The organism is Chryseobacterium sp. MP_3.2 (assembly GCF_035984805.1).
Lineage (GTDB): Bacteria > Bacteroidota > Bacteroidia > Flavobacteriales > Weeksellaceae > Kaistella.
In genome coordinates this window covers 402,698-426,274 of record NZ_JAXCHW010000001.1, presented here as the reverse complement: position 1 = coordinate 426,274, position 23,577 = coordinate 402,698, and the positions used below count along the sequence as shown (strand labels likewise).

The window sequence follows — 23,577 nt, the reverse complement described above, 5'->3', positions numbered from 1 at the left end:
TTTATAGGGATAAAGAATATGTTTTTTTTAATCGCTTGATTTTCAGCTTTAAATATTTCACAATTAGATCGATTTCGAAAATTATGTGTTGAAAATCCGTCATCAATTTTTAAAAAATTTTTAAAACCTGAGGAATTTCATCCAAAGGAACTATTATTGATGTTATAGGAGCAAATATTAAAAATCTCAATTATGGATACCAAAAGAATTTCTTCCACCTTGGAACAAGCCTTAAGCACTCAAATGAATGTTGAACTTTTTCAATCACACACTTATTTATCGTACGGAATTTGGGCAGATGATAAAGGTTACGGCGGAATTGCAAATTTTTTGATGCGTCATTCTCAGGAAGAAAGAGAACATGCACTCAAGTTTATGAAGTACGTTTTAAATCGCGGGGGAAAACCTACCGTCACTGGTCAAAGTGCCACTCCGAAAGATCCCCAGAATATGACCGATTGCTTCAATCTTGTTTTCAAGCATGAAGTAGAAAACACGGAAAAAATTTATAAATTAGTCGATATGGCTTTTGAAGAGAAAGACTGGGCAACCTGGAATTTCTTGCAATGGTTTGTAAAAGAACAGATTGAAGAAGAAACTTTAGCCATGGATTTGATCGACAAATTAAAAATTGCAGGTGGAGATCAAGCTTCCGACGAATCATTATTTACGTTAGATAAAACCTTGGGAGAAACTCCGGATGAAGGCGAATTGGCAAGAAATGCGACTTCTGAAAATCCTTAAATTTCTAGCATATTTTAATTTCTAATCTGCTTCTTTATGACGCAGATTTTTTATGTAGAAACTCACTCAAAATTTTTTATCTTTGCAATCGCTCTATTCAAATGGTTTCTGGTAACGGAAGTCTAAAATTTAACCTCAGAACTTACGATATGAAATGTGGAATTGTAGGTTTACCAAATGTCGGTAAATCAACCCTTTTTAACTGTTTAAGCAACGCCAAAGCACAATCGGCAAATTATCCTTTTTGCACAATCGAACCTAATATTGGAACGGTTTCAGTACCCGATGAACGACTTTTCGAGCTGGAAAAATTAGTAAAACCCGAAAAAGTTTTACCTGCAGTGGTGGAAATTGTAGATATTGCCGGATTGGTAAAAGGTGCGAGTAAAGGGGAAGGTTTAGGAAATAAATTTCTGGCAAATATCCGCGAATGTGAAGCAATTATCCATGTTTTAAGATGTTTCGAAGATGGAAATATTATACACGTTGAAGGAACGGTTGATCCGATCAGAGACAAAGAAATCATCGATATTGAACTTCAGTTAAAAGATATTGAAACCTTAGCAAAATCCGTAGAGAAAGCAAAGAAGTTCATCAAATCTGGTAAAAAAGAGGATGTGATGACGTATGAAACACTTCTTAATCTTCAAAAATTTGTGGAGGAAGGTCAAAATGCGCGTGAATTCCCGATGACTGATTTTTCTAGACCCATTATTTCAGAAGTTCAATTATTGACCAATAAACCGGTTCTTTATGTTTGTAATGTGGATGAAAATTCTATTAAAAACGGAAATGAATGGATTGCTAAAATTGAGGAAATGGCGGCGAAAGAAAATGCAGAAGTGGTTGTTTTAGCCGCACAAATCGAAGCCGATATTAATGAGCTGGAAACGTTTGAAGAACGAGAAATGTTTTTAGAGGAATTAGGTTTAACCGAACCCGGCGTAAACCGTTTGATTCGTAAAGCCTACAATTTATTGCATTTGCAGACTTATTTCACGGCCGGCGTAAAAGAAGTTCGTGCTTGGACCATCGGAAAAGGTTGGACTGCGCCACAAGCAGCGGGCGTAATTCATACCGATTTCGAGAAAGGATTTATTCGTGCGGAGGTAATTAAGTACGAAGATTTTGTTCTTTTCGGTTCTGAAGCAAAAGTAAAAGAAGCTGGTAAACTTTCTGTAGAAGGTAAAGAATATATTGTGCAAGATGGTGATATGATGAATTTTAGATTTAATGTTTAATCCGAAATTACTTCACTATAAAACAGATTAAGCGAACTTCGATTCGCTTTTTTTTAAGTCTTTATACCGTGATTTTTGCCTTTTTTATTTGAGGTCTTTTTCGTAAATTGGGATCAAATTATTTTATGGAGACCAAAAAAGTAGCAATTATAGTGGGGAGTTTACGCAAAGAATCTTTTAACAGAAAAGTAGCCAATGAATTCATCCGTTTAGCACCAAAAAGTTTAAAATTAGAAATCGTAGAAATTAAGGATTTAACTTTTTTTAATGAAGACGTAGAAAATAATCCGCCACAATCTTGGACGGATTATAAAAATAAATTAGATGATGCAGATGCTTTCCTTTTTGTATCTCCAGAATACAACAGAACACTTCCCGGAGTTTTAAAAAATGCCATGGAAATTGGAGCAAGACCTCCGAAACAAAATTCTTGGAAAGGGAAACCTGGTGCGGTTGCAACGGTAAGTCCAGGAGCAATTGGAGGGTTAGGCGCTAATCAAGCCATTCGCGTTGCTGCAGTATCTTTAAATATTCCGATGATGCAACAACCAGAAGCGTACATTGGTCAAATCAAAGACAAACTAATGGAAGATGGCGTAACCGTGAATGAAAAAACAGAAAAATTTATGACAGATTTCTTAACTGCCTTCGAAAAATGGATTATGCAATTGACCTAAAATTTTTTAGTTTGGAAGCTAATTATTAATCCGTATAATCTTAAATTCAATACTTTTCCACAAAATCTCCGAAATGATAAGCAAATTAATATATTTGTGAAAATCTGATGTATAAAGTATTTCTAAAAAAACCATGAGCGAAAACCCTACCGTAATTTATTCGGAAGATAATATTAGAACCCTTGATTGGCAGGAGCATATCAGAATTCGTCCCGGAATGTATATTGGTAAATTAGGAGATGGATCTTCCGCAGATGATGGTATTTATATTTTGCTGAAAGAAATAATAGATAACTCTATTGATGAGTTTGTCATGAAATCTGGGAAACGCATCGAAATAAAAATCGATGATGGAAAAGCAACAATCCGTGATTTTGGTCGCGGTATTCCTTTAGGGAAAGTAGTAGATGCCGTTTCTAAAATGAATACGGGTGGAAAATACGATTCCAAGGCCTTTAAAAAATCTGTAGGTTTAAATGGAGTAGGATCCAAAGCGGTGAACGCTCTTTCAGAATATTTCCGCGTTAAATCCATTCGAGATGGAAAGATGAAAATTGCAGAATTTTCCAAAGGTTTAATTACCGAGGATTTTAAAGAAGCCGATTCCACAGATCGGAACGGAACGGAAATATCCTTTATTCCGGACTCAACAATCTTCACACATTTCAAATTTCGCAAGGAATATATTGAGAAAATGCTGAAGAACTATTGTTACCTGAATCCAGGTTTGAAAATCATCTTCAACGGCGAAACGTATTTTTCCGAGAACGGTTTAAAAGATCTTTTGCAAGAAGAAATTGAGGGGGAAATTATTTATCCCGTCGTTCATATTAAAGATGAAGATATTGAGGTTGCCATTACGCATTCTGATAAATCTCAGTCTGAAACCTATTTTTCTTTTGTTAATGGTCAGAATACAACGCAGGGTGGAACACATTTAAATGCTTTCCGGGAAGCTTATGTTAAGACCATTCGAGAATATTTCAATAAAAATTTTGAAGCAGCAGATATACGGAAATCAATTATTGCAGCGGTTGCCATTAAAGTAATCGAACCGGTTTTTGAATCTCAAACGAAAACAAAATTAGGCTCTAATGAAATGGAACCGGGTAAAGAGACGGTTCGAACGTTTATCACCAATTTTCTGAAAAGCAAATTGGATAATTTTCTTCATCAAAATCAAGATATCGCAGAAGCCATTCATCGTAAAATTATTATCTCCGAAAGGGAAAGAAAAGAACTTTCTGGCATCCAAAAATTAGCGCGGGAAAGAGCGAAAAAAGTGTCTTTGCACAATAAAAAATTGCGGGATTGCAGACAGCACTATAATGATCAAAAAGCTCTGAGAAAGGGAGATTCCATGATTTTCATTACGGAGGGTGATTCTGCTTCTGGCTCTATTACGAAATCCCGTGATGTAGAAACACAGGCGGTTTTTTCGCTAAAAGGTAAACCACTCAACTGCTATGGGCTCACCAAAAGAGTGGTATATGAAAATGAGGAATTTAATTTACTTCAAGCGGCTTTAAATATTGAAGATTCTTTGGAAGATTTGCGCTACAATCACGTCATTATTGCGACTGATGCGGATGTAGATGGAATGCACATCCGACTTTTAATGATTACTTTTTTCCTGCAGTTTTTTCCAGATTTAATTAAAAACGGACATCTTTATATTTTACAGACTCCTTTGTTTAGAGTAAGAAATAAGAAAGAAACAAGATATTGTTATACTGATCCAGAACGTATTAAAGCATTAAATGAATTAGGAAAAAATCCTGAGATTACGCGATTCAAAGGTTTGGGAGAAATTTCCCCAGATGAATTTAAACACTTTATTGGGAAAGATATTCGCCTGGAGCCTGTCGTTTTAGGAAAAGATCAAACTATTGAACAATTGCTAGAATTTTACATGGGAAAAAATACACCAGATCGGCAAGCCTTTATTTTGAAGAATTTGGTGGTAGAAAATCCAGACATTGATAAGAAAGAAGAAATTGTAGTAGTTCATTCTGCTTAATGCTGGAGTCATGAGGTTAAATAACAAAAATAAGGGGAACTATTTTCATTTTTTGAGCACCGTTGTTTTCATGACGGTTTTTGGGGGAGTTGTGTTGTTTCTGCTAGAAAAATATAAGTTTCAGTATTTAGGTAGCAGTATTTATTTGATTCTTATTTTTCCTTTACTGTTATTGCTTCTATTTTTTCTTCGTGGCAGGCAGATTTTCGAATTTGACAGTGATGGCGAAGCTTTAAACTTTAAAAATAGAAATGTAATTCTCTTTTTAGATAAAGCCTTGAGTGATGAGTTCCCGAAATATAAATTGAAAGAATACGAAGTGGTAGATGCCTTCTTTTTCAAAAGACTTTATATTACTGTTTTTAGCAAAAAGAATAGTTCTGTAATCTTAAAGTACGATATTTCTTATCTCACAAAAAAAGAATTAAGCGATCTTAAAACTTCTTTAAGCAAAGTGATTAAAGCGAACAATGATAATAAGAGTGAGAAATTAAGTTGATGGAAGAGCAAGAAAGTCACCAAGAAGAATCCCTGAAAAAAGTTTCCGGTCTATACAAAGACTGGTTTTTAGATTATGCATCCTATGTCATTTTGGACCGTGCAATACCCTCCATTTTCGATGGATTCAAGCCGGTACAACGCAGAATTATGCACTCCATGCGCGAGTTGGAAGATGGTCGGTACAATAAAGTTGCGAACATTGTAGGAAACACCATGAAGTACCATCCGCACGGAGACGCTTCTATCACAGATGCCATGGTGCAAATTGGTCAAAAAGAACTGCTAATTGACGCACAGGGAAATTGGGGAAATATTTACACTGGAGATTCGGCGGCGGCGGCGAGATATATTGAAGCGCGCTTAACGCCTTTTGCTTTGGAAGTGGTTTTTAATCCGAAAACAACAGAATGGTCCAAGTCTTACGATGGTAGAAATAATGAACCCATCGATTTGCCCGTAAAATTTCCGCTGCTTTTAGCTTCTGGTGTGGAAGGGATTGGAGTAGGACTTTCGACGAAGATTATGCCCCACAATTTTAATGAGCTCATCAACGCTTCAGTTGCTCATTTGAAAGGAAAAAAATTCGAACTCTTCCCAGATTTTTTAACAGGCGGAATGCTTGATGCGTCCAGTTATAATGACGGAGAAAGAGGCGGAAGAATTCGCGCCCGAGCCAGAATTATTCAGAAAGATAAAAATACGCTCTGCATTAATGAATTGCCTTTTGGTAAAAATACGAGCGACCTTATTGATTCAATTATCAAAGCCAACGAAAAAGGCAAGATTAAAATCAAAAAGATAGAAGACAATACGTCGGATAAAGTAGAGATTAACATCATGTTGAATAATGATGTCTCGCCCGATAAAACCATTGATGCACTTTATGCTTTTACGGATTGCGAAATTCCAATTTCTCCCAATGCCTGCGTAATTGTCGGGAATAAACCCGAATTTTTAACGGTCTCTGAAATATTACGAAGAAATACGGATCACACGGTTTCTTTACTTAAAAAAGAACTGGAAATTGAGCTTCATGAATTGCAGGAGAACTGGCATTTTTCTTCGCTGGAAAGAATATTTATTGAGAATAGAATTTATCATGACATCGAGGAAGTAGAATCTTGGGAGGATGTAATTTCTACCATTGATAAAGGTTTAAAACCACACACCAAACATTTATTGCGTGCGGTAACAGAAGAAGATATTTTAAGATTAACGGAAATTCGAATCAAGAGAATTTCTAGATTTGATTTAGATAAATTCAAAGAAAACATAATTGCGCTCGAAGGGAAGATTGAGCAGGTTAAACACCATTTGCAAAATCTTATTACGTATGCGATTGACTATTATTTAAATATTCAGAAAAAATACGGCAAAGGCAAAGAACGTAAAACAGAACTTCGGATTTTTGATACCATCGATGCGTCAAAAGTTGCGGTGGCGAATGAAAAATTCTACGCCAATTTCGAGGAAGGATTCATTGGAACTTCTTTACGGAAAGACCAATATTTATTTGATTGTTCAGATATTGACGATATTATTACCTTCCAAAAAGATGGAACCATGAAAGTGGTGAAAGTGGAGCCGAAAACCTTTATCGGGAAAAACATTGTGCATGTGGCCATCTGGAAAAAGAATGACAGACGCACGGTTTACAATTCCATTTATCGCGAAGGAAAGGAAGGTCCGTATTACATGAAACGCTTTTCTGTAACGGGTGTTACACGAAATACTGACTACAAATTAGCCTCTGATCAAAAAGGCTCAGAAATGCTTTATTTTTCTGCAAATCCAAATGGTGAAGCAGAATCTGTTACTGTTTTGTTGAAGCAAAATGCGCGCATTCGAAAGAATAAAATTGAAATTGATTTCTCGGAGATTACCATTAAAGGCAGAGATTCCAAAGGAAATTTAGTCACCAAATACCCGGTGAAAAAAGTAGATTTAAAAGAGGAAGGTCATTCCACTTTAGCACCGCGGAAAATCTGGTTTGATGATACGGTTCGGCGCTTAAATGCGGATGCCCGTGGAACTTTGCTCGGCAGTTTTAAAGGTGATGATAAAATATTGACCATCAATTCTCAAGCTGAAGCCAAACTGGTCACCTTCGATTTGATGAACCGTTTTGAAGATGATTATTTGGTGCTGGAAAAATGGAAACCAGAGCAGCCTTTGACCGCCATTTATTTTGAGGGAGAAAAACAGATTTATTTCATCAAGAAATTCCTTTTAGAAAACACGACGAATGTTCAAAGCTTTTTACCGAGTGAACATCCGAAATCTTTTTTAGAGAATATCATCGTAGCGAACAAAGCCACGGCAGAGATTATTTTTGCCAAAGAAAAAGACAAACAAAGAGAGCCGGAAACCATTAATATCGACGAATTCATCGGAATTAAAGGCATAAAAGCCATCGGAAATCAGCTCACCAAAAACAAAGTGAAAACCATTAATATCAACCTTCCAGAACCTGTGGAAGTAGAAATTAATGAAGGTTTCGATGTCGTAGAATCCACGGAAGGACATATCAGTTTCATTGATGTAGATGTGAAAGAAGAAGATTTCCCGGAAGAAGGAATGATCGGGGATTTGTTTGAGTTCCCGGAAGAATAAATTTCAGAATAAAATAGGGAAAAAGCCGCTCTAAATAAGCGTCTTTTTTTTATTAAAAATCACCTTTCGATGAAAGCGATATTCCCATCACTATTTCTGACCAATCAATAAATTTGAAATAGGTATAAAATTTTTCGGTAAATTTATATGGACCAACTATCAAGTCCAGCATAATGACCAATCAAGATTATCTAAAAAATTTAAGAAGACCTAGCAAAGAAAATCCCTGCCGAATTTTGATGAGTGTCTGTTTAACAGGTTTTAATTGTGGATTTGATGGCACTTCTTATGGAGAACATCTGGGCGCTTTGAAGTTATTGACTTTTGAAAATATAAAGATTGTAAAGTTCTGTCCGGAAGATTTTTCTTGTGGAACGCCCCGAGAAATTTTTGATATCCATGGCGGAACTGGTTTTGAAGTTTTGGACGGTACAGCAAAAGTCTTAACCGAAACGGGAATAGACGGGACGGTAGCAATGCGTAAACCTTCAGAAAAAATGCTGGAATTTGCGCAACGTTAAAATATTGAAATCGCTGTAATGATGGATATAAGTGCAGCTTGTAGAAGCCAAGTCATTTAAGACGGCAACCGATTTTCCGAGAATAAAATTTATCAAATTGGAGTGGGAGTTTGTACCGCTCAACTCCTCAGAAATGGATGCAATGCAATAAGTCAGCGGGATTATGGCTCTTTAGAAATCCTTTATTCCATTGCGGACAAAACACATCAAATAGACCTAACTCAAAAAAATCACCACGAAATTGAGTGGTATAAAGAGTTCTTTAAGGTTTGAGGAAATTTTTGGCGCATGTTCCGATTATTTTAATTTCAGAAAATAGAGTTTCTGTATTTATAATCCAGTTTTTGACAAATAATCACTCAAAAGAATCACGCGCAGGATCGCAAAAAAAATATCGTAAAAGAACGGCTAAAAAAATAAAATGATGATAGTGGAAATTGCAAAATGGACCTTAATTATATTCGGTCTTTTTTTTATCGGTATTGGGGTATTGATGTTTCTTAAACCAAAAATTGCCAGAGAAACTTTGCGAAAAGCTGGAAGTACAAATTTAATCAATTACGCGGAAATAACGCTAAGAATTATTCCTGCTATTGCTTTAATTATCTTCGCTATATATTCAAAATTCCCCGAAATTTTTAAAGTGTTTGGTTGGTTTATGCTCCTTACTTCGCTGGTTCTTTATTTTGTACCCAGAAAATTACATCATCGCTTCTCGAATAAATGTGCAGAGATCTTAAAACCTTTTTACTTTCAGATTATTTCACCATTTTCAATCCTAATCGGAATACTGATTATAATTGCAGTTATGTAAAGATACCACGTGACTTTTCGTGTGAAATCAAAAATTTATTTTAAGACTTAAAAAGTACTTTCTAAAACTTCACTTTCATCACCATTTCTTTTCCATTTCGCAGGACCGTCACTGGCAGTTCATCCCCAGAATTAATCTTCGCCAAGCAATCCATATAAGAATAGACTTCGGTAATTTTACACGCGCCAATTTTGATAAGCACGTCTCCCGCTTCAATTCCTGCCTCTGCAGCAGGACGTTTTTCTGTAACCCCATCAATATGCAATCCGTCTTTTGTATCTGCATAGCTTGGCATAATTCCGAGCGTCACTTTATATTTAGGGATGGCTTTGCTTTGAGAAATTTTAGTTTTTGTAAAAGGAATTGAAGCTGCTTCTGCTAGACCATTTGACAAATTGAAAACGTAAGTGGTAATATTTTTCAACCCTGTGAAATTTATTTTATCTGCATCATCTGTCGGTTTATGATAATCACTGTGTGTTCCGGTGAACAAGAATAAAACAGGAATATCTTTCAAATAAAAACTGGTGTGATCTGAAGGTCCAACTCCAGAACTGTCAACTGCCAAATTAAATCCTGCAGGTTTGTATTTTTTACTCATTTCCCCAAAAATAGGAGAGGTTCCAATTCCGCCTATCGTTAAATCCTTGTCTTTATTTAAGCGTCCAACCATATCCAGATTAATCATAGAAATTACATTTGGATATTGCGTTTTTACATTTTCGGCGAAGGCTTTTGAACCCATCAAACCATCTTCTTCCCCAGAAAAAAGAGCGAAAACATAATTTGCTTTTTCTGTCTTTTTATTTTTTGAGAATTGTCTCGCGAGTTCCAATACCGCGGCAACTCCCGATGCATTATCATCCGCTCCATTATGAATCAGACCTTCACTATTCATTAAAGTAGAATTGTGATGTTCATTTTTTCCCAAGTGATCGTAATGGGCTCCAATAATAATCGTTTTCGCGGCTTTGTTATCTAAATATCCAATCAAGTTTTTCCCCAATACTTTTTTGGAAGAAGAGTCTTCATGCGGATTCAATTTCACATCATAGGTAAAATTTTGGATGAAACTTTTTCCATTAAGTGGCTTCAGTTTCAAGGCAGAAAATTCTTTAGAAATGAATTCAGCGGCTTTTGTTTCTCCCAAACTTCCGGCTAATCTGCCTTCTAATTCATCGGAAGCCAAATAATTTATAGTCTTCATTAAATTGTTCTCGGAAATATTTTCTGCTTCATCGCCCTCGATCCAATCTGCCATAAAAACATTGGTTTCTCTTGGCGTATCTCCCAAACGATTGCTGGACCAAACCAATTTTTTTCCATCGGGCGAAAACATGGGAAAGGCATTGAATTCACTTTCGTAGGTGATTTGATTGAGATTGGTCCCATCTATATCAATAGAGTAAATCTGAAAATCATAACCTCTGGTAGAATGATGATTGGAGGAAAATACTATTTTTTTATCGGAAGGATGAAAATAGGGAGACCAGTTTGCTTTGCCCAGTTTTGTAATTTGTTTTAAATCCGATCCGTCAATATTCATGGTGTAAATTTCCATGTTGGTGGGCGCGACCAAATTTTCTGCGAGTAAATCTTTGTATTCTTTAATATCTTCGGCAGTAGTAGGACGAGAAGACCTGAAAACTAATTTTTTAGAATCATGGGAGAAAAATGCGCCGCCATCATAACCTAAACCGGAAGTGAGTTGTTTTAAATTTTTTCCGTCAATATCCATGCGCCACAATTCTAAATCGCCACTTCGGGAAGAGGTGAAAACGATATATTTTCCATTTGGAGAAACCACCGCTTCTCCATCGTAACCGGGAGAATCCGTTAACTTTTTCGTGATTTTTCCATTTAAATCTGCTATATAAATATCAAATTCTGCATAAACGGGCCACAGATATTTTCCATCGGTTCTGGGTGCTGGTTTTGCGGGACATTCTTTGCTGGCTTCGTGAGTAGAAGCGTAGAGAATATGTTTTCCATCGGGCATAAAAAAAGAACAAGTTGTTCTACCATCTCCCGTTGAAATGAGTTGCAAATCCTCGGTGCCAATGTTTTTTTTATTTAAATCTAAAAGATAGATCTGATCGCACTTCGCACCAATTAAAGGATTAGTTACCTGCAATGTCAATTTTTTTGAATCGGGAGAAAAATAAGCTTCTGCATTATCTCCGCCAAAAGTCAGTTTTTGAATATTTTTAAGGTTTTTTTCCTGGGAAAAAAGGAGTGAAGAAAAACTCAGAAGGAGTAGAGAAAAGACAAAATTACATCGAATCATAAGGCTGTATTATTTTGATGAAAATGAAGTGAGAAACTACCAATCCAAAAGAATTATGAATAATCTTTAGAACGGATAACCAAAAGCGAAATTTAGCACAGGTTTTAAAGGTTGCCATTTATTGATCACCCAACGGTCTCCAACAGGTTTATTGGGATCATAGACTTTATAAGCTGCATCTAAACGCAATGTGATATACGCCACATTAATTCTTAAACCAAGCCCAGTTCCAACCCCCATTTGAGAAATAAACTTATTGAATTTAAAAGCATCACCAAAACCGTTGTCTTTTAGACTCCAGATATTTCCTGCATCTACGAAAGCTGCACCTTCAAACATAGCCGTAAACGGCATTCTGTACTCTATGTTGGTGGTTAATTTTACATTGTCCATAATGTAGGAACGGACCTTTTCATCCAATTGAGAATCAGCTGGACCTAATCCGCCAAAAACCCGCCAAGCTCTGATGTCATTTGAACCACCGTTAAAATAAGACCTTACAAAAGGCATGGTTGAAGAATTACCATAGGGAATTCCGACCCCAATAAATTGTCTCAGGGCCAAAGTATGTTTGTCATTAAAAAAGGAGAAATACTTCCGTACATCCACATCAAATTTTATAAACTGAGAATATGAAGTGTTGAGTATTTTCTTTGATTCGCCAGAAATAACGCCATCTGCTTGCTGCGTAGTGTTAAATAGACTGAATATATTTCCGGCACTTTCTATTTTTCCATTAAAGTAGAAAGGATTTGGTCGGTCTTTTTTACCGATTTCATTGTAGACGAAATTATAGATGAAAGAAGAAATCAGGACATCTTGCGTCTGTCTGTCCTTGTTGAGCAAGGACTGCACAAAAGTGTTGTAAAGATTCAGATTATCCCCGGAAAGAGAACTGACAAAATTTTCATCGCCCACGATAATTCCTGATAGTTCATCGGAAGTGATTTTGTTGTCAATAAAATCTTGGTTTAAAGCAGGAGAGTAGGTTTCGAAAATCTGGTTTCTAATATCCCGATCAGCAGGGAAAAAATCATAGAATTTATCTTTATTGCGCGTTAAACTTAACTGCGTGTTAAATAATGATAACCGATGGGAAACAATATCATTTACATTAGCAAAATAATTCAAACTACCATTAAAGCCGATTCTTCCCAATCCAATATTATCCTGAACAGATACCCCTAAAATAATAGAACTTGAGGGGGAGAAGCGTTTCGGAATTAATTTCCAGGTCTTAAAAGGTAATAATAACCTTGGGAAATTAAGGGAGAACTGCGTAGAGAGTTCATAAGCGAAACTTCTTTTCTCTGTGTCTTTAGTATCAACCACAGATCCAAAAATGCCGGAAACACTCGAAATTAAGTTCTCTGCTCCCCCAAAAACATTACGGGAAGTTAAGTCCACAGATGGCGACACCCCGAAGTTCAGAATTTGAGAGTAATTAATATCTGTGGCTATTTTTAAATCATATTTGGATAAGGGAGCCAGGTAATAACTCACATCCAAAATACTATCGCTCCCTCTTCTCAGGCGTTCATCATATTTAATAACGCTGAAATTATTCATGGAAGCAATATTTCTTTTGGTGAGGTCCAGATTTTTTTGCTGGTACAAATCACCAGTTTTCAATATGATAGGCCGCCACAGAGACATGGTTTTAAACTGATTGTCTAACTTATAAATGTTAATCCCCAAAAGCGAATCTTTGGTGGTTTCTAAGGTGTCCCCAAGTTTGCTGATTAAGTGAACATCAATAGCTCCGATGGTTGTTTTTCGGTAGGGCGAATCGATAGAATCCTTGTGGATATCCATGATTAATGGAACATCTTTCCTACTTTGTAAAGTATCTGCTGTAAAATAAATTTCCTCATTAGAATTGTTAAATTTATAATACCCTCTCTCTTTCATCAAATCATTAATTCTTTTGACTTCACTTTCTAAAACTTCCTGATCCAAAACTTCTTTCCCCCGCACTAAGCTTTTACGCAGATTTTCTTCATAAACACCTTTGATCGCAGGATCGGGAATATTGTAGTAATAATCACTAATTCTGGTTGCGTCCTTGTGTATGATTAAATAGTTTGCTTGTGCCTTTTTCGCAGCAGAATCCAAATCGTGGCTGAATTTCACATCGGTATCCCAATATCCTCGGTACACAAAAAATTTCCGAATAGAATTGGCACTTGTCTCTGTTTTTCCTTGGTCCAAAATTACAGGTGGCTGACCAATATTATGCATAAATCTTTCAAAGAAAAGACTTTTTCCGACATATTCTGGGTGTTTGTATTTAATGAAAAGAGAATCCCGAAGTTGCTGATCTCTCACTTCTGAGGGATAAGTGAGGTATTCATTAAGGATGGAATCATATTTTGGATTCGTCGTGTTATAGAGCCACAATCCTAGGGGTAGAAGGAATAACTGCTTTCTATTAGGCTTTTGACTTACATAACTGGCAATTTCATCATCAAAAATTTTTCCATCTTCAAAGCGGAAATTATTTTTGGTTAAGAGGTATTCACCTTCAGGAACCTTTTTTGTAGTGCTGCAGGCGAAGAGAAAGGTAATTGCAATTGCAGATGAAATAAATAAGTAATACTTTTGAAAATATTTTGATAAATGCTTACAGCTCATAAAATAAAGATTTTACAGTCTTTGGACAAGAAGAAATTCAGACAAAAATACAATTTGTTTTTGGTTGAGGGCAATAAAACCATCAAAGAAATACCGAATTCTGCGTATCAAATTCAAGATCTTTATACGCTTGATGCAGAAAAATTTGAGAATAATCATTCAACCTCATATCAGGTTTCCCCCGCTGATCTTAAAAAAATCAGTTTTCTTCAAAATCCAAAAGATTCCGTAGCGGTGTGTGAAATTAAAGAGCAAAAAATTCTGGAAGGGATCAATCGACAGTTAATTTTAGATGGAATTCAGGATCCTGGAAATTTGGGCACTCTAATTCGACTGGCAGATTGGTTTGGGATTAAACAAATTATTTGCAGTGAAGACACGGTAGATTTTTATAATCCGAAAGTTATTCAAGCGAGTATGGGCTCTTTTCTACGGGTGAATGTAGTTTATGAAAATCTAGAAATTTATTTACAAAATTCTGAGACTTCAAATATTGGAACAGATATGGCAGGTGAAAATTTTTATACATTTCCATTTCCAGAAAAATTTAATTTGGTTTTAGGGAATGAAGGAAATGGAATTCGTCCAGAAATCGAAGATATTCTTAATGACAAAATAACCATCCCAAGATTTGGAAATTCTAAAGCGACAGAAAGTTTAAATGTTTCGATGGCCGCGGGGATAATTTTGGGACAAATTTTTTCTAAAAAATAAAAAACCGCTACATCAAAGTGAAACGGTTTATATCTTATATCAGTTGCCTGATGCTGGAAGTGGTTTGGCTTTTTTGATATTCTACCAATTTTTTGCGGAAAAATCTCAGCGCTATTGGCGCTAAATAAATAAGTGCTAAACCGATTAATTTCTTTTTCCAGTTAGAATTGGCGATGCTCTTTCTAGCATAATTACCTACAAAAGTTACAGCACCAATTTTCAAAGTGTTTTCTAAAAGATGCAAACCCGTGTCGCTTTTTGCAAATCCAAGTACGGCGCTTTTGTTTAGCACTGAATCTTTAACGGAATTTGAGATTTCTCTCATAATTTCATTGGATTTTAGAGTTGTTTTACTTTCTCCATCGGGTTGGATTTCATCCTGTAGAAATTTATCCGTAAAACCATTGGTGAATGCACTTAAAGATTCTTTGGTGTTATCAAAAGTTAAAAGGTCTTCCATTTCTGAAAGTTCTTTTTGGAGCAATAATTTTTTTCTTCTTAATTCTTCTAGGCTGTTATATTTAGTCCCCATAATATTAGTTTTCTAACAATTTAATAATCTTATCGGCCATAAAATTCTTAATGGACTTTCTACTAAGAAATATAAGAATAATAATGAGCAGAAAAAGTCCAGAAACAATTAACAATCCGAATCCGTAGTTATGAAGATAATGCCCAATTAAAAAACCTAATCCCACGAAAAACAAGATAACGAAAAACAATCCAAAAACTGCCATTAAAACGGCAATAGTAGCAGAACCTACAATGGTAACTGTTTTTTCAGTCGCCTGCATTTTCAGCAAATCTGCTCTTTTGTAAGCATAATCTTTTAAAATATCTAACATGGTTTATTTTTTTAAGGTTTACAAAAAAAGGAACTTATTGGGTAAGTTCCTTTTAATATTCAGTGAATAATTTCGGGAATACAACTAAGATTTCATTCCGTCTAATTCATTCTCTACATCTTGCACTACTTCATTTGTTTTAGCAATTGCCTGATCTTTGTATTTATCATATCCTTCTTTAACAGAAGAAACAACTTTATCCGCAGTATCTTTTACTTGAGTAGAAATATTGTTATACTGATCTTTTACCTTCTCTGAAACTACACCATATTGCTCAGTTGCCTTCTCAGTTGCTCTACCGTATTGGTCTACAGCCTGGTCCTTCAAATCTGTTGCTTTGGTTTTAATTTTTTTTCTAGTTTCACTTCCTTCTTCAGGTGCATATAGCATTCCTAGAACTACACCTGCTGCAGCTCCTGCTAGTAATCCTGCCAATACTCCTGCTGTGTTATTTCCTTTTTTAGACATTTTAATAAATTTTAATAGTTAATGTATTTTTAATGGTAGAATGCTCTCACATTCTCAGCTTGAAGTTACAATTAATATACCAAAAAAACTATTTAATTCTTAAAATTATGTTAAATTGGATGAATATAAGATTTTATTAATAATATTGTTTCCATTTTAGTCAAAGTCGTGTTATCAATTATTATAGCGTCCTCAGCTTTTTTCAAAGGTGCAACTTCTCTTTCACTATCAATTTTATCTCGGGTGGTTAAATTTTCCCGCACTTCTTCTTCAAGCATATTTACTCCCATTGATTTTAATTCTAAGTAACGTCTTCGAGTTCTTTCTTCAATTGATGCAGTTAGAAAAAATTTAAAATCAGCATCGGGTAGTACCACTGTTCCGATATCTCTACCATCCAAAATAACGCCGCCTTCTTTAGCGATGGAGCGTTGAGTTTCCATCAAATAGTCTCGTACCTCCTTTTGACAGGCAATAAGACTAACATTAGAACTTACCTCCTTATCTCTTATTTGCTGAGAAATATCTTCATCATTTAGAAAAATTTGGAGCTCATGATCGACCGTTTTAAATTCAATTTTGATCAATGGTAATTGTGCGAAGAGTTTTTCTAAATTAATTTCACCTGTTTGTTCTAGGCAATTTTTCAATGCAAAATAAGTTACTCCTCTATATAATGCACCGGTGTCCATATGAATAAGGTCAAGTTCATTCGCAATCACTTTTGATATAGAACTCTTTCCGGTAGAAGAATAGCCGTCAATGGCAATTACAGGTTTTCTCATGAAACAAATTTCTTCATTTTATTTAAACTATAAAAATATTTTTGAAATTAAATCTGCCTTTTTGACAGACTTGAGAAATAATGGTAAGAAACTACCTTCTGTTTCCCCCAACTTCTATCAAATCAAGGGTTAAACCGAACATATTTACATTAGAAGAGTTGTGATATCGAACGTGAGCATAATCAAATCGGAAGGAGGAAATTTTTATACCAAACCCCGCAGAAAGTCCAGTGAAACTTCTTTGATCTAAAACAGCGAGTTCATTTCCCCGACGAACATTGTACCCAAATCTTAAATTAAAAGATTGTTCTGGAAATAATTCTAATCCCAGGGAAAAGTGATCTGCGACTTTTCTCGTTAAGCCAGTTTCTTGACCGTTGTTATCAAAGTCTTGAGAAATATCTAATTTTTGCAAATCATGTGCTGTAATGGTAAATGCCAAAGGAAATTCGTCCAAAATTTTTGTATATCCTAAGTCTACCCGAAAAGCTACATTTTCTCGAAGTCCATTAAATGATTTAAATTGATATCCAAAATTTCTAAAAACCAAAGCCAGAGTTTCTTTGCTTTGCGCATTATGATAGGTAACACCGGCATTTCCGACAACTGCCATCGAAGTATAGCTGTCAATTTTAGAAGTCACGAAATTAGCACTTCCTCCAACAGTCCAATCCTCCGCAAATTGGTATGCGTAACCTAAGCCGATAGAAGCGTCAGACGCCCCGAATTCGCCATTTAGATTGGCACTTTCATCTGTTCTAGGGATATTTCCGTAATCCATATAGCGTACATTTAATCCAACAAGATGACCTTCTTCTAAATCCTTAACATAACTAATGGTTCCATATCTAGAATCTGCAAGATAAGACGCATAATTAATAGAAATCATTTTGTCTTGCTCTAAATTCATTAATCCAGGATTAACCCCAGCAAAACTTACATCATAGTCTCGAATAGAAATAGCATCGCCACCCATGGCGGCTTGTCGGGCAGAAACTGGAATATTAAGAAACGGATAAACATTTGTCCCTTCTTGCGCAGAGAAAACGGTACAGGAAAGCAGGGTGATAACCAGGATTAGTTTTTTCAAATTACAGTTTAAGGTACAAAAATAATTTTTTTTAATATTTTCCGAAAATAATTCTCTGTAAATATAAATCTATTAACGAGATTATTTGCGTTTACTTATATTTGCACAGCAAAAATACAGCGCTAAAATTAAAAATATGAAATACAACCGAATTCTTCTAAAACTGAGTGGCGAAGCATTAATGGGAAACCGCCAGTACGGAATTGATAATGACCGCCTGAAAGAATATGCAGCGGAAATTAAAAAAGTAGTGGATTTAGGTTGTCAGGTGGCAATTGTTATTGGTGGTGGTAATATTTTCCGTGGTTTAGCGGGCGCTGCCAAAGGAATGGACCGAGTTCAGGGAGATTATATGGGAATGCTCGCAACAGTCATCAATGGAATGGCGCTACAAGGTGCTTTAGAAGATGCGGGAATTTTCACGAGACTGCAATCTGCCATTGAAATGGATAAAGTAGCAGAACCTTTCATCAAAAGAAAAGCTGTTCGACATTTAGAAAAGGGCAGAGTAGTGATCTTTGGTGCCGGTACAGGAAATCCGTATTTTACCACAGATACTGCAGCTACACTTCGAGCTATTGAAATAGATGCAGATGTTATCTTAAAGGGGACAAGAGTTGCGGGAATTTATGACAGTGATCCAGAAATAAATGAAAACGCTGTAAAATATAATTCTTTAACTTTTGACGAAGTATTTGAAAAAGGTTTGAAGGTAATGGATATGACTGCATTTACATTAAGTCATGAAAATAATTTACCCATCATTGTCTTTGATATGAATCAAGAAGGGAATCTTGTGAAGATTGTTTCCGGTGAAGAAATTGGAACATTGGTATCCATCAAAAAATAAATTAACATAAACTCTTTGAGGCAGTTTTAATCAAATTTTTTAAGACTGTTTATAAATTTGAAATTTTAAAATCTATGGAAGAATTAGAACTTACCGTTGATATGGTGCAGCAGGAAATGGATGCTGCCATCAAACATTTGGAGCACGCTTTTCAAAAAATCCGTGCAGGTAGAGCCTCTACTACAATGGTTCAAGACGTGATGGTAGAATATTATGGCGCACCCACACCGCTCAATCAAGTTGCGAACGTGATGGTTCCAGATGCCATGACGATTTCCATTCAACCTTGGGATAGAACCGCAATTGGTGCTATTGAAAAAGCCATTATCAATTCTAACTTGGGATTTGCTCCTTCTAATAATGGAGAGAATATCATCTTAAATGTTCCACCATTGACCGAAGAAAGAAGACGCGAACTCGCAAAGCAAGCGAAATCTGAAGCTGAAGGAACGAAAATTACGGTGAGAAATGCCCGTCAAGATGGGATGAAAGAGTTGAGAAAATTGGAAGGTGTTTCTGAAGATTTAATTAAAGACAAAGAAGCAACCATTCAAGAATTGACGGATAAATACGTAAAAATCTGCGATGATCATTTGAAAGTGAAAGAAGCAGAAATCATGAAAGTTTAAGCATAATTATATTTGTCATGATATTAAAAAAGCCGTTTCAATTGTATTGAAACGGCTTTTTTTAGGCTAAAACGAGTTATGTTTTATCTGCAAAGCTGAAAATGCTCGCTAATTTTATTTTTGAGTAACCATTTGACTTTATCTTAGAAGAAGTGATCATCGCTTTTGCTAAAACGGCGGTCGGCAATGGTTTTTGCTGCGTCAAAATTCCGAACTTATTTGCGAACTTAATTATTTTTCCGCCCAAAACTTCACCCGTTCTTTCGGTATCTTTTCTTTCCAACATTCCGGGCTGAAAAATAGTTACTTTTTCGAAGCGCAAGTCTTTTACACTTTTTTCCAAATCTCCTTTCATGCGGGAATAAAATATTTTTGATTTTGGATCTGCTCCATAAGAAGATACCAAAATGTAATCCGCAACTGCGTTTTCTTTGGCATTTTTTGCAAATTCATATTGGTAATCGTAATCCACCTTTCGCTGTGCTTCTTTACTACCAGCAGCTTTTAAAGTGGTTCCTAAACATGAAAATGCCACATCGCCTTGCACTAAATCTTTCCATTCATTGGGTGCATCAAAATTTACCACGTGCGTTTTCAATTTTGCGTTTTTAATTTCGAGGGGTTTTCTCACGAAAATATTAACTTCTTCAAAATCTTTATCTTCTAACAGTTGGTTAACTAAGTCTTTTCCGGTGGCGCCAGTCGCGCCAATTATAAGTGCTTTCATTTTTGGTAGAGCATAAATTGTTAAGAATGAGTTCAAGTAAGTCTTCGTAAATTTACTAAATTTGTGAGATACTCAGTTATTTATTAATCATAACTGCTTACCACAATTAATAATGGACGCTAATTTAATTCTCGATTATTGTTTGAAAAAAAAAGGAGCAGAAGAAACTTTTCCCTTTAATCCAGATACTTTAGTGATGAAGGTAATAGGTAAAATGTTTTTGTTGATCCCACTAGAAAGTCAACCTTTAAGTATTGCCGTGAAGACGGATCCAGAGTGGAGTGTAGAACTTCGAGAGAAATATCCGCAGATAACAGGAGCTTATCACATGAATAAAACCCATTGGAATACGGTAATTTGTGAGGGATTGCTGCCAAAATTAATTTTTGACTTGATCGATTCTTCCTACGAATTAGTGGTGCAATCATTGACCAAAAAACAGAGAGAAAGCTTAGAAATTTATTAGAAATTAAAGTTAGAAGTCAAGAGTTTGTCTTCATCAAGTCTTGCAATGAGGTGATCTAAACCTTCAAATTTAATTTCTTGATGAAGAAAATCGCGAAAGTTTACCGAGATTTCTTCCCCATAAATATCGTGATCGAAATCTAAAATGTAAACCTCTACTGAAAGTGTATTTCCAAAAACAGTAGGATTGGTTCCGATACTCAACATTCCTTTATAATGTTCATTTTTCACATAAACATCTACAATATAAGCTCCTTTTTTAGGCAAAATTTTCAGTGAATTTATTTCAATATTAGCGGTTGGATAACCAATCGTTCTACCGATTTTTTTACCGTGAATTACTTTCCCTGCAATAGAATAATGATAATCCAACATTTGGTTGGCTTCTTTGATCTTACCGGAACTTAAAGCATTACGGATTTGCGTAGAACTAATGTGTTTTTCCCCAAAATTTACAGCTTCGATTTGTTCTACTTCAAAACCCATTTCTGGAGCCATCTTTTGCAATAGATTAAAATCACCACTTTTATTTTTCCCAAAAGTATGATCGTGTCCAATGATTAAATGTTTTACGTTCAATTTTTCTTTTAAAATCTGCTGAATAAATTCTTCTCCAGTTAAGTTTCGGAAATCTTCATCAAATTCCTGCAGAAATAGATTTTGAACACCATGTTTTCCCAAAAGGTAAGATTTCTCCTCTAACGTACTCAATAATTTTAAGTCATCACCTGGACTGAAAATGGTTCTAGGATGTGGCCAAAAAGTAAGCAATCCAGATTCCAGCTTCTTTTTTTGGGAGATTTCATTCAGTTGATTAATGATTTTTTGATGTCCCAAATGTACTCCATCAAACATTCCAATAGAAAGAGCTAAAGGAGTTTGATCATGGTACTGACGGAGATTTTCGATGATTTTCAAAAGAATAAATTTTGGTGATGCAAATATGATAAAAATCTTCTTTTGAACCAATTGCAGAATTGGGAACTTTCCTTATATTTGCACACACGTAAAAAATTAGCAATGGCAAACCAAATCAAAGGAAAAATCTCTCAAATTATCGGTCCAGTTATCGACGTACTTTTCAAGGACGTAGAAGAACTTCCGAAAATTTATGATGCATTAGAAATCATGAAAAGTGATGGTAACAAAGTAGTACTTGAAGTAGAACAGCACATTGGTGAAGATTCTGTGAGATGTATTGCAATGGATGCTACAGATGGATTACAGAGAGGTCAGGAAGTGATCGCACAAGGAAGACAAATAACAATGCCAGTTGGCGATGAAGTATATGGACGTTTGTTTAATGTAGTTGGAGATGCTATTGACGGAATTCAGCAAGTTTCTAAAGAAAACGGATTGCCTATTCACAGAGAAGCACCAAAATTTGACCAGTTAACTACGTCTGCAGAAGTTCTTTTTACAGGAATTAAAGTAATTGATTTAGTTGAACCTTATTCAAAAGGAGGGAAAATTGGTTTGTTCGGTGGAGCAGGTGTTGGTAAAACAGTTTTGATCCAAGAATTGATTAACAATATCGCAAAAGGACATGGTGGACTTTCAGTTTTCGCGGGTGTAGGAGAAAGAACAAGAGAAGGAAATGACCTTTTAAGAGAAATGCTTGAATCAGGCATTATTAAATATGGTGAAGAATTCATGCACTCTATGGAAAATGGAGGCTGGGATTTATCAAAAATTGATTTGGAAGAAATGAAAGAGTCAAAATGTACTTTCGTTTTCGGACAAATGAATGAGCCACCTGGAGCAAGGGCTAGAGTAGCTTTGTCTGGTTTAACAATCGCTGAATATTTCAGAGATGGAGACGAACAGGGGCAAGGAAGAGATGTTTTATTCTTTGTAGATAATATCTTCCGTTTTACACAGGCAGGTTCAGAAGTTTCTGCACTTTTAGGAAGAATGCCATCTGCAGTAGGTTACCAACCAACTTTGGCTTCGGAAATGGGTGCGATGCAGGAAAGAATTACTTCTACAAAAAATGGTTCCATTACGTCAGTGCAGGCGATTTACGTTCCTGCAGATGATTTAACAGATCCAGCTCCAGCAACCACTTTTGCTCACTTAGATGCAACTACCGTATTAGACAGAAAAATTGCTTCCTTAGGAATTTATCCTGCGGTAGATCCATTAGCTTCTACATCAAGAATTTTGACTCCTGAAATTTTAGGAGATGATCATTATGACTGTGCTCAGAGAGTAAAAGAAATTCTTCAGAAATACAAAGCATTACAAGATATTATTGCAATTCTTGGAATGGAAGAACTTTCCGAAGAAGATAAATTATCAGTTTACAGAGCGAGAAAAGTACAGCGTTTCCTATCTCAACCGTTCCATGTTGCAGAGCAATTTACAGGTTTGAAAGGAGTTTTGGTTGATATCAAAGATACCATCAAAGGATTTAATATGATCATTGACGGTGAATTAGATCACTTACCAGAATCTGCTTTTAACTTGAAAGGAACCATCGAAGAAGCAATTGAAGCTGGACAAAAAATGTTGGCAGAAAACGCTTAACAAATTTTAAATGTTAAATTTTAGATTTTAGATTGAGCAATCATTTAGAATTTAAAATCTATAATCTACAATTTTAAAAAATGAATATAAAGATATTAACCCCGGAATTTGTAGTTTTTGAAGGTGAAGTAAGCTCTGTTTTGCTTCCTGGCAAAAATGGTGATTTCCAGATTATGAAAGATCACGCTGCGATTGTTGCTTCATTAATTGGCGGAAGAGTTCGACTTTTCACCAACCAGATCGATGAGAAATATGCAAGCCATTTTACAAAAGAAAGTGAAAAAGAAAGTGTTTTTTCTTTCCCTGTAAAAAGTGGTGTGATTGAATTCAATCACAACAAAGGAATTATACTTGCAGAATAAGTAAGCAAGTTTAGAAAGTCTAATTTTTGACTTTAAATTATTGAACCCAAAGCAATTTTAC

General features: G+C 35.5%; 23 protein-coding genes. 14 read left to right on the top strand and 9 right to left on the bottom strand.

From position 1 onward, the window contains the following. Positions 1–192 precede the first annotated feature (192 nt). The 8 genes from RCH13_RS01975 to RCH13_RS01940 all read left to right on the top strand — a co-directional run bounded on the left by RCH13_RS01975 (position 193) and on the right by RCH13_RS01940 (position 9,131). Positions 193–744 carry a ferritin gene (locus RCH13_RS01975; protein ID WP_326985527.1) on the top strand — a complete coding sequence of 184 codons (552 nt, stop codon included), beginning with the start codon at positions 193–195 and terminating at the stop codon, positions 742–744. A 101-nt stretch (positions 745–845) separates the two neighbouring features. Further along, the gene (ychF, locus tag RCH13_RS01970) at positions 846–1,985 is read left to right on the top strand and encodes a redox-regulated ATPase YchF (RefSeq protein ID WP_442784609.1); all 1,140 of its coding nucleotides are present in this window, start codon (positions 846–848) and stop codon (positions 1,983–1,985) included. A gap of 125 nt (positions 1,986–2,110) precedes the next feature. After that, a complete protein-coding gene (locus RCH13_RS01965) occupies positions 2,111–2,662 on the top strand; it encodes an NADPH-dependent FMN reductase (RefSeq protein WP_326985526.1) in 552 nt (183 codons plus the stop codon). A 133-nt stretch (positions 2,663–2,795) separates the two neighbouring features. Next, complete coding sequence (locus RCH13_RS01960; RefSeq protein ID WP_326985525.1) at positions 2,796–4,682, top strand: DNA topoisomerase IV subunit B; 1,887 nt, start codon at positions 2,796–2,798, stop codon at positions 4,680–4,682. A 10-nt stretch (positions 4,683–4,692) separates the two neighbouring features. Further along, the gene (locus tag RCH13_RS01955; RefSeq protein WP_326985524.1) at positions 4,693–5,181 is read left to right on the top strand and encodes a hypothetical protein; all 489 of its coding nucleotides are present in this window, start codon (positions 4,693–4,695) and stop codon (positions 5,179–5,181) included. Then, positions 5,181–7,796 (top strand): DNA gyrase/topoisomerase IV subunit A, encoded by a 2,616-nt coding sequence (locus tag RCH13_RS01950; RefSeq protein WP_326985523.1) that lies wholly within the window; start codon positions 5,181–5,183, stop codon positions 7,794–7,796. The genes RCH13_RS01955 and RCH13_RS01950 overlap by 1 nt, the downstream gene beginning before the upstream one ends. Positions 7,797–7,969: 173 nt before the next feature. Then, on the top strand, positions 7,970–8,317 hold the full coding sequence (locus RCH13_RS01945) for a 2-thiouracil desulfurase family protein (protein ID WP_326985522.1): 348 nt from the start codon (positions 7,970–7,972) through the stop codon (positions 8,315–8,317). A gap of 421 nt (positions 8,318–8,738) precedes the next feature. Continuing rightward, a complete protein-coding gene (locus RCH13_RS01940; RefSeq protein WP_326985521.1) occupies positions 8,739–9,131 on the top strand; it encodes a hypothetical protein in 393 nt (130 codons plus the stop codon). A 61-nt stretch (positions 9,132–9,192) separates the two neighbouring features. Here the strand turns inward: RCH13_RS01940 and RCH13_RS01935 are convergent, their stop codons facing one another. Together RCH13_RS01935 and tamL are read right to left on the bottom strand one after the other, a co-directional pair. Continuing rightward, positions 9,193–11,418, bottom strand: coding sequence for a M20/M25/M40 family metallo-hydrolase (locus RCH13_RS01935; protein ID WP_326985520.1), 2,226 nt, complete (start codon positions 11,416–11,418; stop codon positions 9,193–9,195). 66 nt (positions 11,419–11,484) lie between these two features. Continuing rightward, positions 11,485–14,052, bottom strand: coding sequence for a translocation and assembly module lipoprotein TamL (tamL, locus tag RCH13_RS01930; protein ID WP_326985519.1), 2,568 nt, complete (start codon positions 14,050–14,052; stop codon positions 11,485–11,487). On the opposite strand from tamL, the gene RCH13_RS01925 reads away from it, so the two are divergent. Then, positions 14,038–14,766, top strand: a complete 729-nt coding sequence (locus RCH13_RS01925) for an RNA methyltransferase (protein ID WP_326985518.1) — start codon at positions 14,038–14,040, stop codon at positions 14,764–14,766. The two genes, tamL and RCH13_RS01925, sit on opposite strands and share 15 nt — an antisense overlap. Positions 14,767–14,800: 34 nt before the next feature. Here RCH13_RS01925 and RCH13_RS01920 read toward each other — a convergent pair whose 3' ends face one another. The 5 genes from RCH13_RS01920 to porQ all read right to left on the bottom strand — a co-directional run bounded on the left by RCH13_RS01920 (position 14,801) and on the right by porQ (position 17,954). Then, entirely contained in the window at positions 14,801–15,298 is a 498-nt protein-coding gene (locus RCH13_RS01920) for a phosphoribosyl-ATP pyrophosphatase (protein WP_326985517.1), read from the bottom strand. A 4-nt stretch (positions 15,299–15,302) separates the two neighbouring features. Then, a complete protein-coding gene (locus tag RCH13_RS01915) occupies positions 15,303–15,611 on the bottom strand; it encodes a phage holin family protein (protein WP_326985516.1) in 309 nt (102 codons plus the stop codon). An 84-nt stretch (positions 15,612–15,695) separates the two neighbouring features. Further along, positions 15,696–16,079, bottom strand: a complete 384-nt coding sequence (locus RCH13_RS01910) for a YtxH domain-containing protein (RefSeq protein WP_326985515.1) — start codon at positions 16,077–16,079, stop codon at positions 15,696–15,698. 110 nt (positions 16,080–16,189) lie between these two features. Continuing rightward, complete coding sequence (gene cmk / locus RCH13_RS01905; protein WP_326985514.1) at positions 16,190–16,864, bottom strand: (d)CMP kinase; 675 nt, start codon at positions 16,862–16,864, stop codon at positions 16,190–16,192. Positions 16,865–16,955: 91 nt separating this feature from the next. Beyond that, positions 16,956–17,954: a type IX secretion system protein PorQ gene (gene porQ, locus RCH13_RS01900; RefSeq protein ID WP_326985513.1), complete on the bottom strand. Its 999-nt coding sequence runs from the start codon at positions 17,952–17,954 to the stop codon at positions 16,956–16,958. A 136-nt stretch (positions 17,955–18,090) separates the two neighbouring features. Between porQ and pyrH the strand changes: the two genes are divergently transcribed. After that, the gene (gene pyrH, locus RCH13_RS01895; RefSeq protein WP_326985512.1) at positions 18,091–18,804 is read left to right on the top strand and encodes a UMP kinase; all 714 of its coding nucleotides are present in this window, start codon (positions 18,091–18,093) and stop codon (positions 18,802–18,804) included. A gap of 74 nt (positions 18,805–18,878) precedes the next feature. Next, positions 18,879–19,433, top strand: coding sequence for a ribosome recycling factor (gene frr, locus RCH13_RS01890; RefSeq protein ID WP_326985511.1), 555 nt, complete (start codon positions 18,879–18,881; stop codon positions 19,431–19,433). Between the two features lie 76 nt (positions 19,434–19,509). Here frr and RCH13_RS01885 read toward each other — a convergent pair whose 3' ends face one another. After that, the gene (locus RCH13_RS01885) at positions 19,510–20,160 is read right to left on the bottom strand and encodes an NAD(P)H-binding protein (RefSeq protein WP_326985510.1); all 651 of its coding nucleotides are present in this window, start codon (positions 20,158–20,160) and stop codon (positions 19,510–19,512) included. A 112-nt stretch (positions 20,161–20,272) separates the two neighbouring features. On the opposite strand from RCH13_RS01885, the gene RCH13_RS01880 reads away from it, so the two are divergent. After that, the gene (locus RCH13_RS01880) at positions 20,273–20,626 is read left to right on the top strand and encodes an MmcQ/YjbR family DNA-binding protein (RefSeq protein ID WP_326985509.1); all 354 of its coding nucleotides are present in this window, start codon (positions 20,273–20,275) and stop codon (positions 20,624–20,626) included. Here RCH13_RS01880 and RCH13_RS01875 read toward each other — a convergent pair. Next, a complete protein-coding gene (locus tag RCH13_RS01875) occupies positions 20,623–21,543 on the bottom strand; it encodes a bifunctional riboflavin kinase/FAD synthetase (protein WP_326985508.1) in 921 nt (306 codons plus the stop codon). The two genes, RCH13_RS01880 and RCH13_RS01875, sit on opposite strands and share 4 nt — an antisense overlap. A 102-nt stretch (positions 21,544–21,645) precedes the next feature. Between RCH13_RS01875 and atpD the strand changes: the two genes are divergently transcribed. Further along, positions 21,646–23,154 (top strand): F0F1 ATP synthase subunit beta, encoded by a 1,509-nt coding sequence (gene atpD, locus RCH13_RS01870; protein ID WP_326985507.1) that lies wholly within the window; start codon positions 21,646–21,648, stop codon positions 23,152–23,154. 80 nt (positions 23,155–23,234) lie between these two features. Further along, positions 23,235–23,516, top strand: a complete 282-nt coding sequence (locus RCH13_RS01865) for a FoF1 ATP synthase subunit delta/epsilon (RefSeq protein WP_326985506.1) — start codon at positions 23,235–23,237, stop codon at positions 23,514–23,516. Positions 23,517–23,577 lie beyond the last annotated feature (61 nt).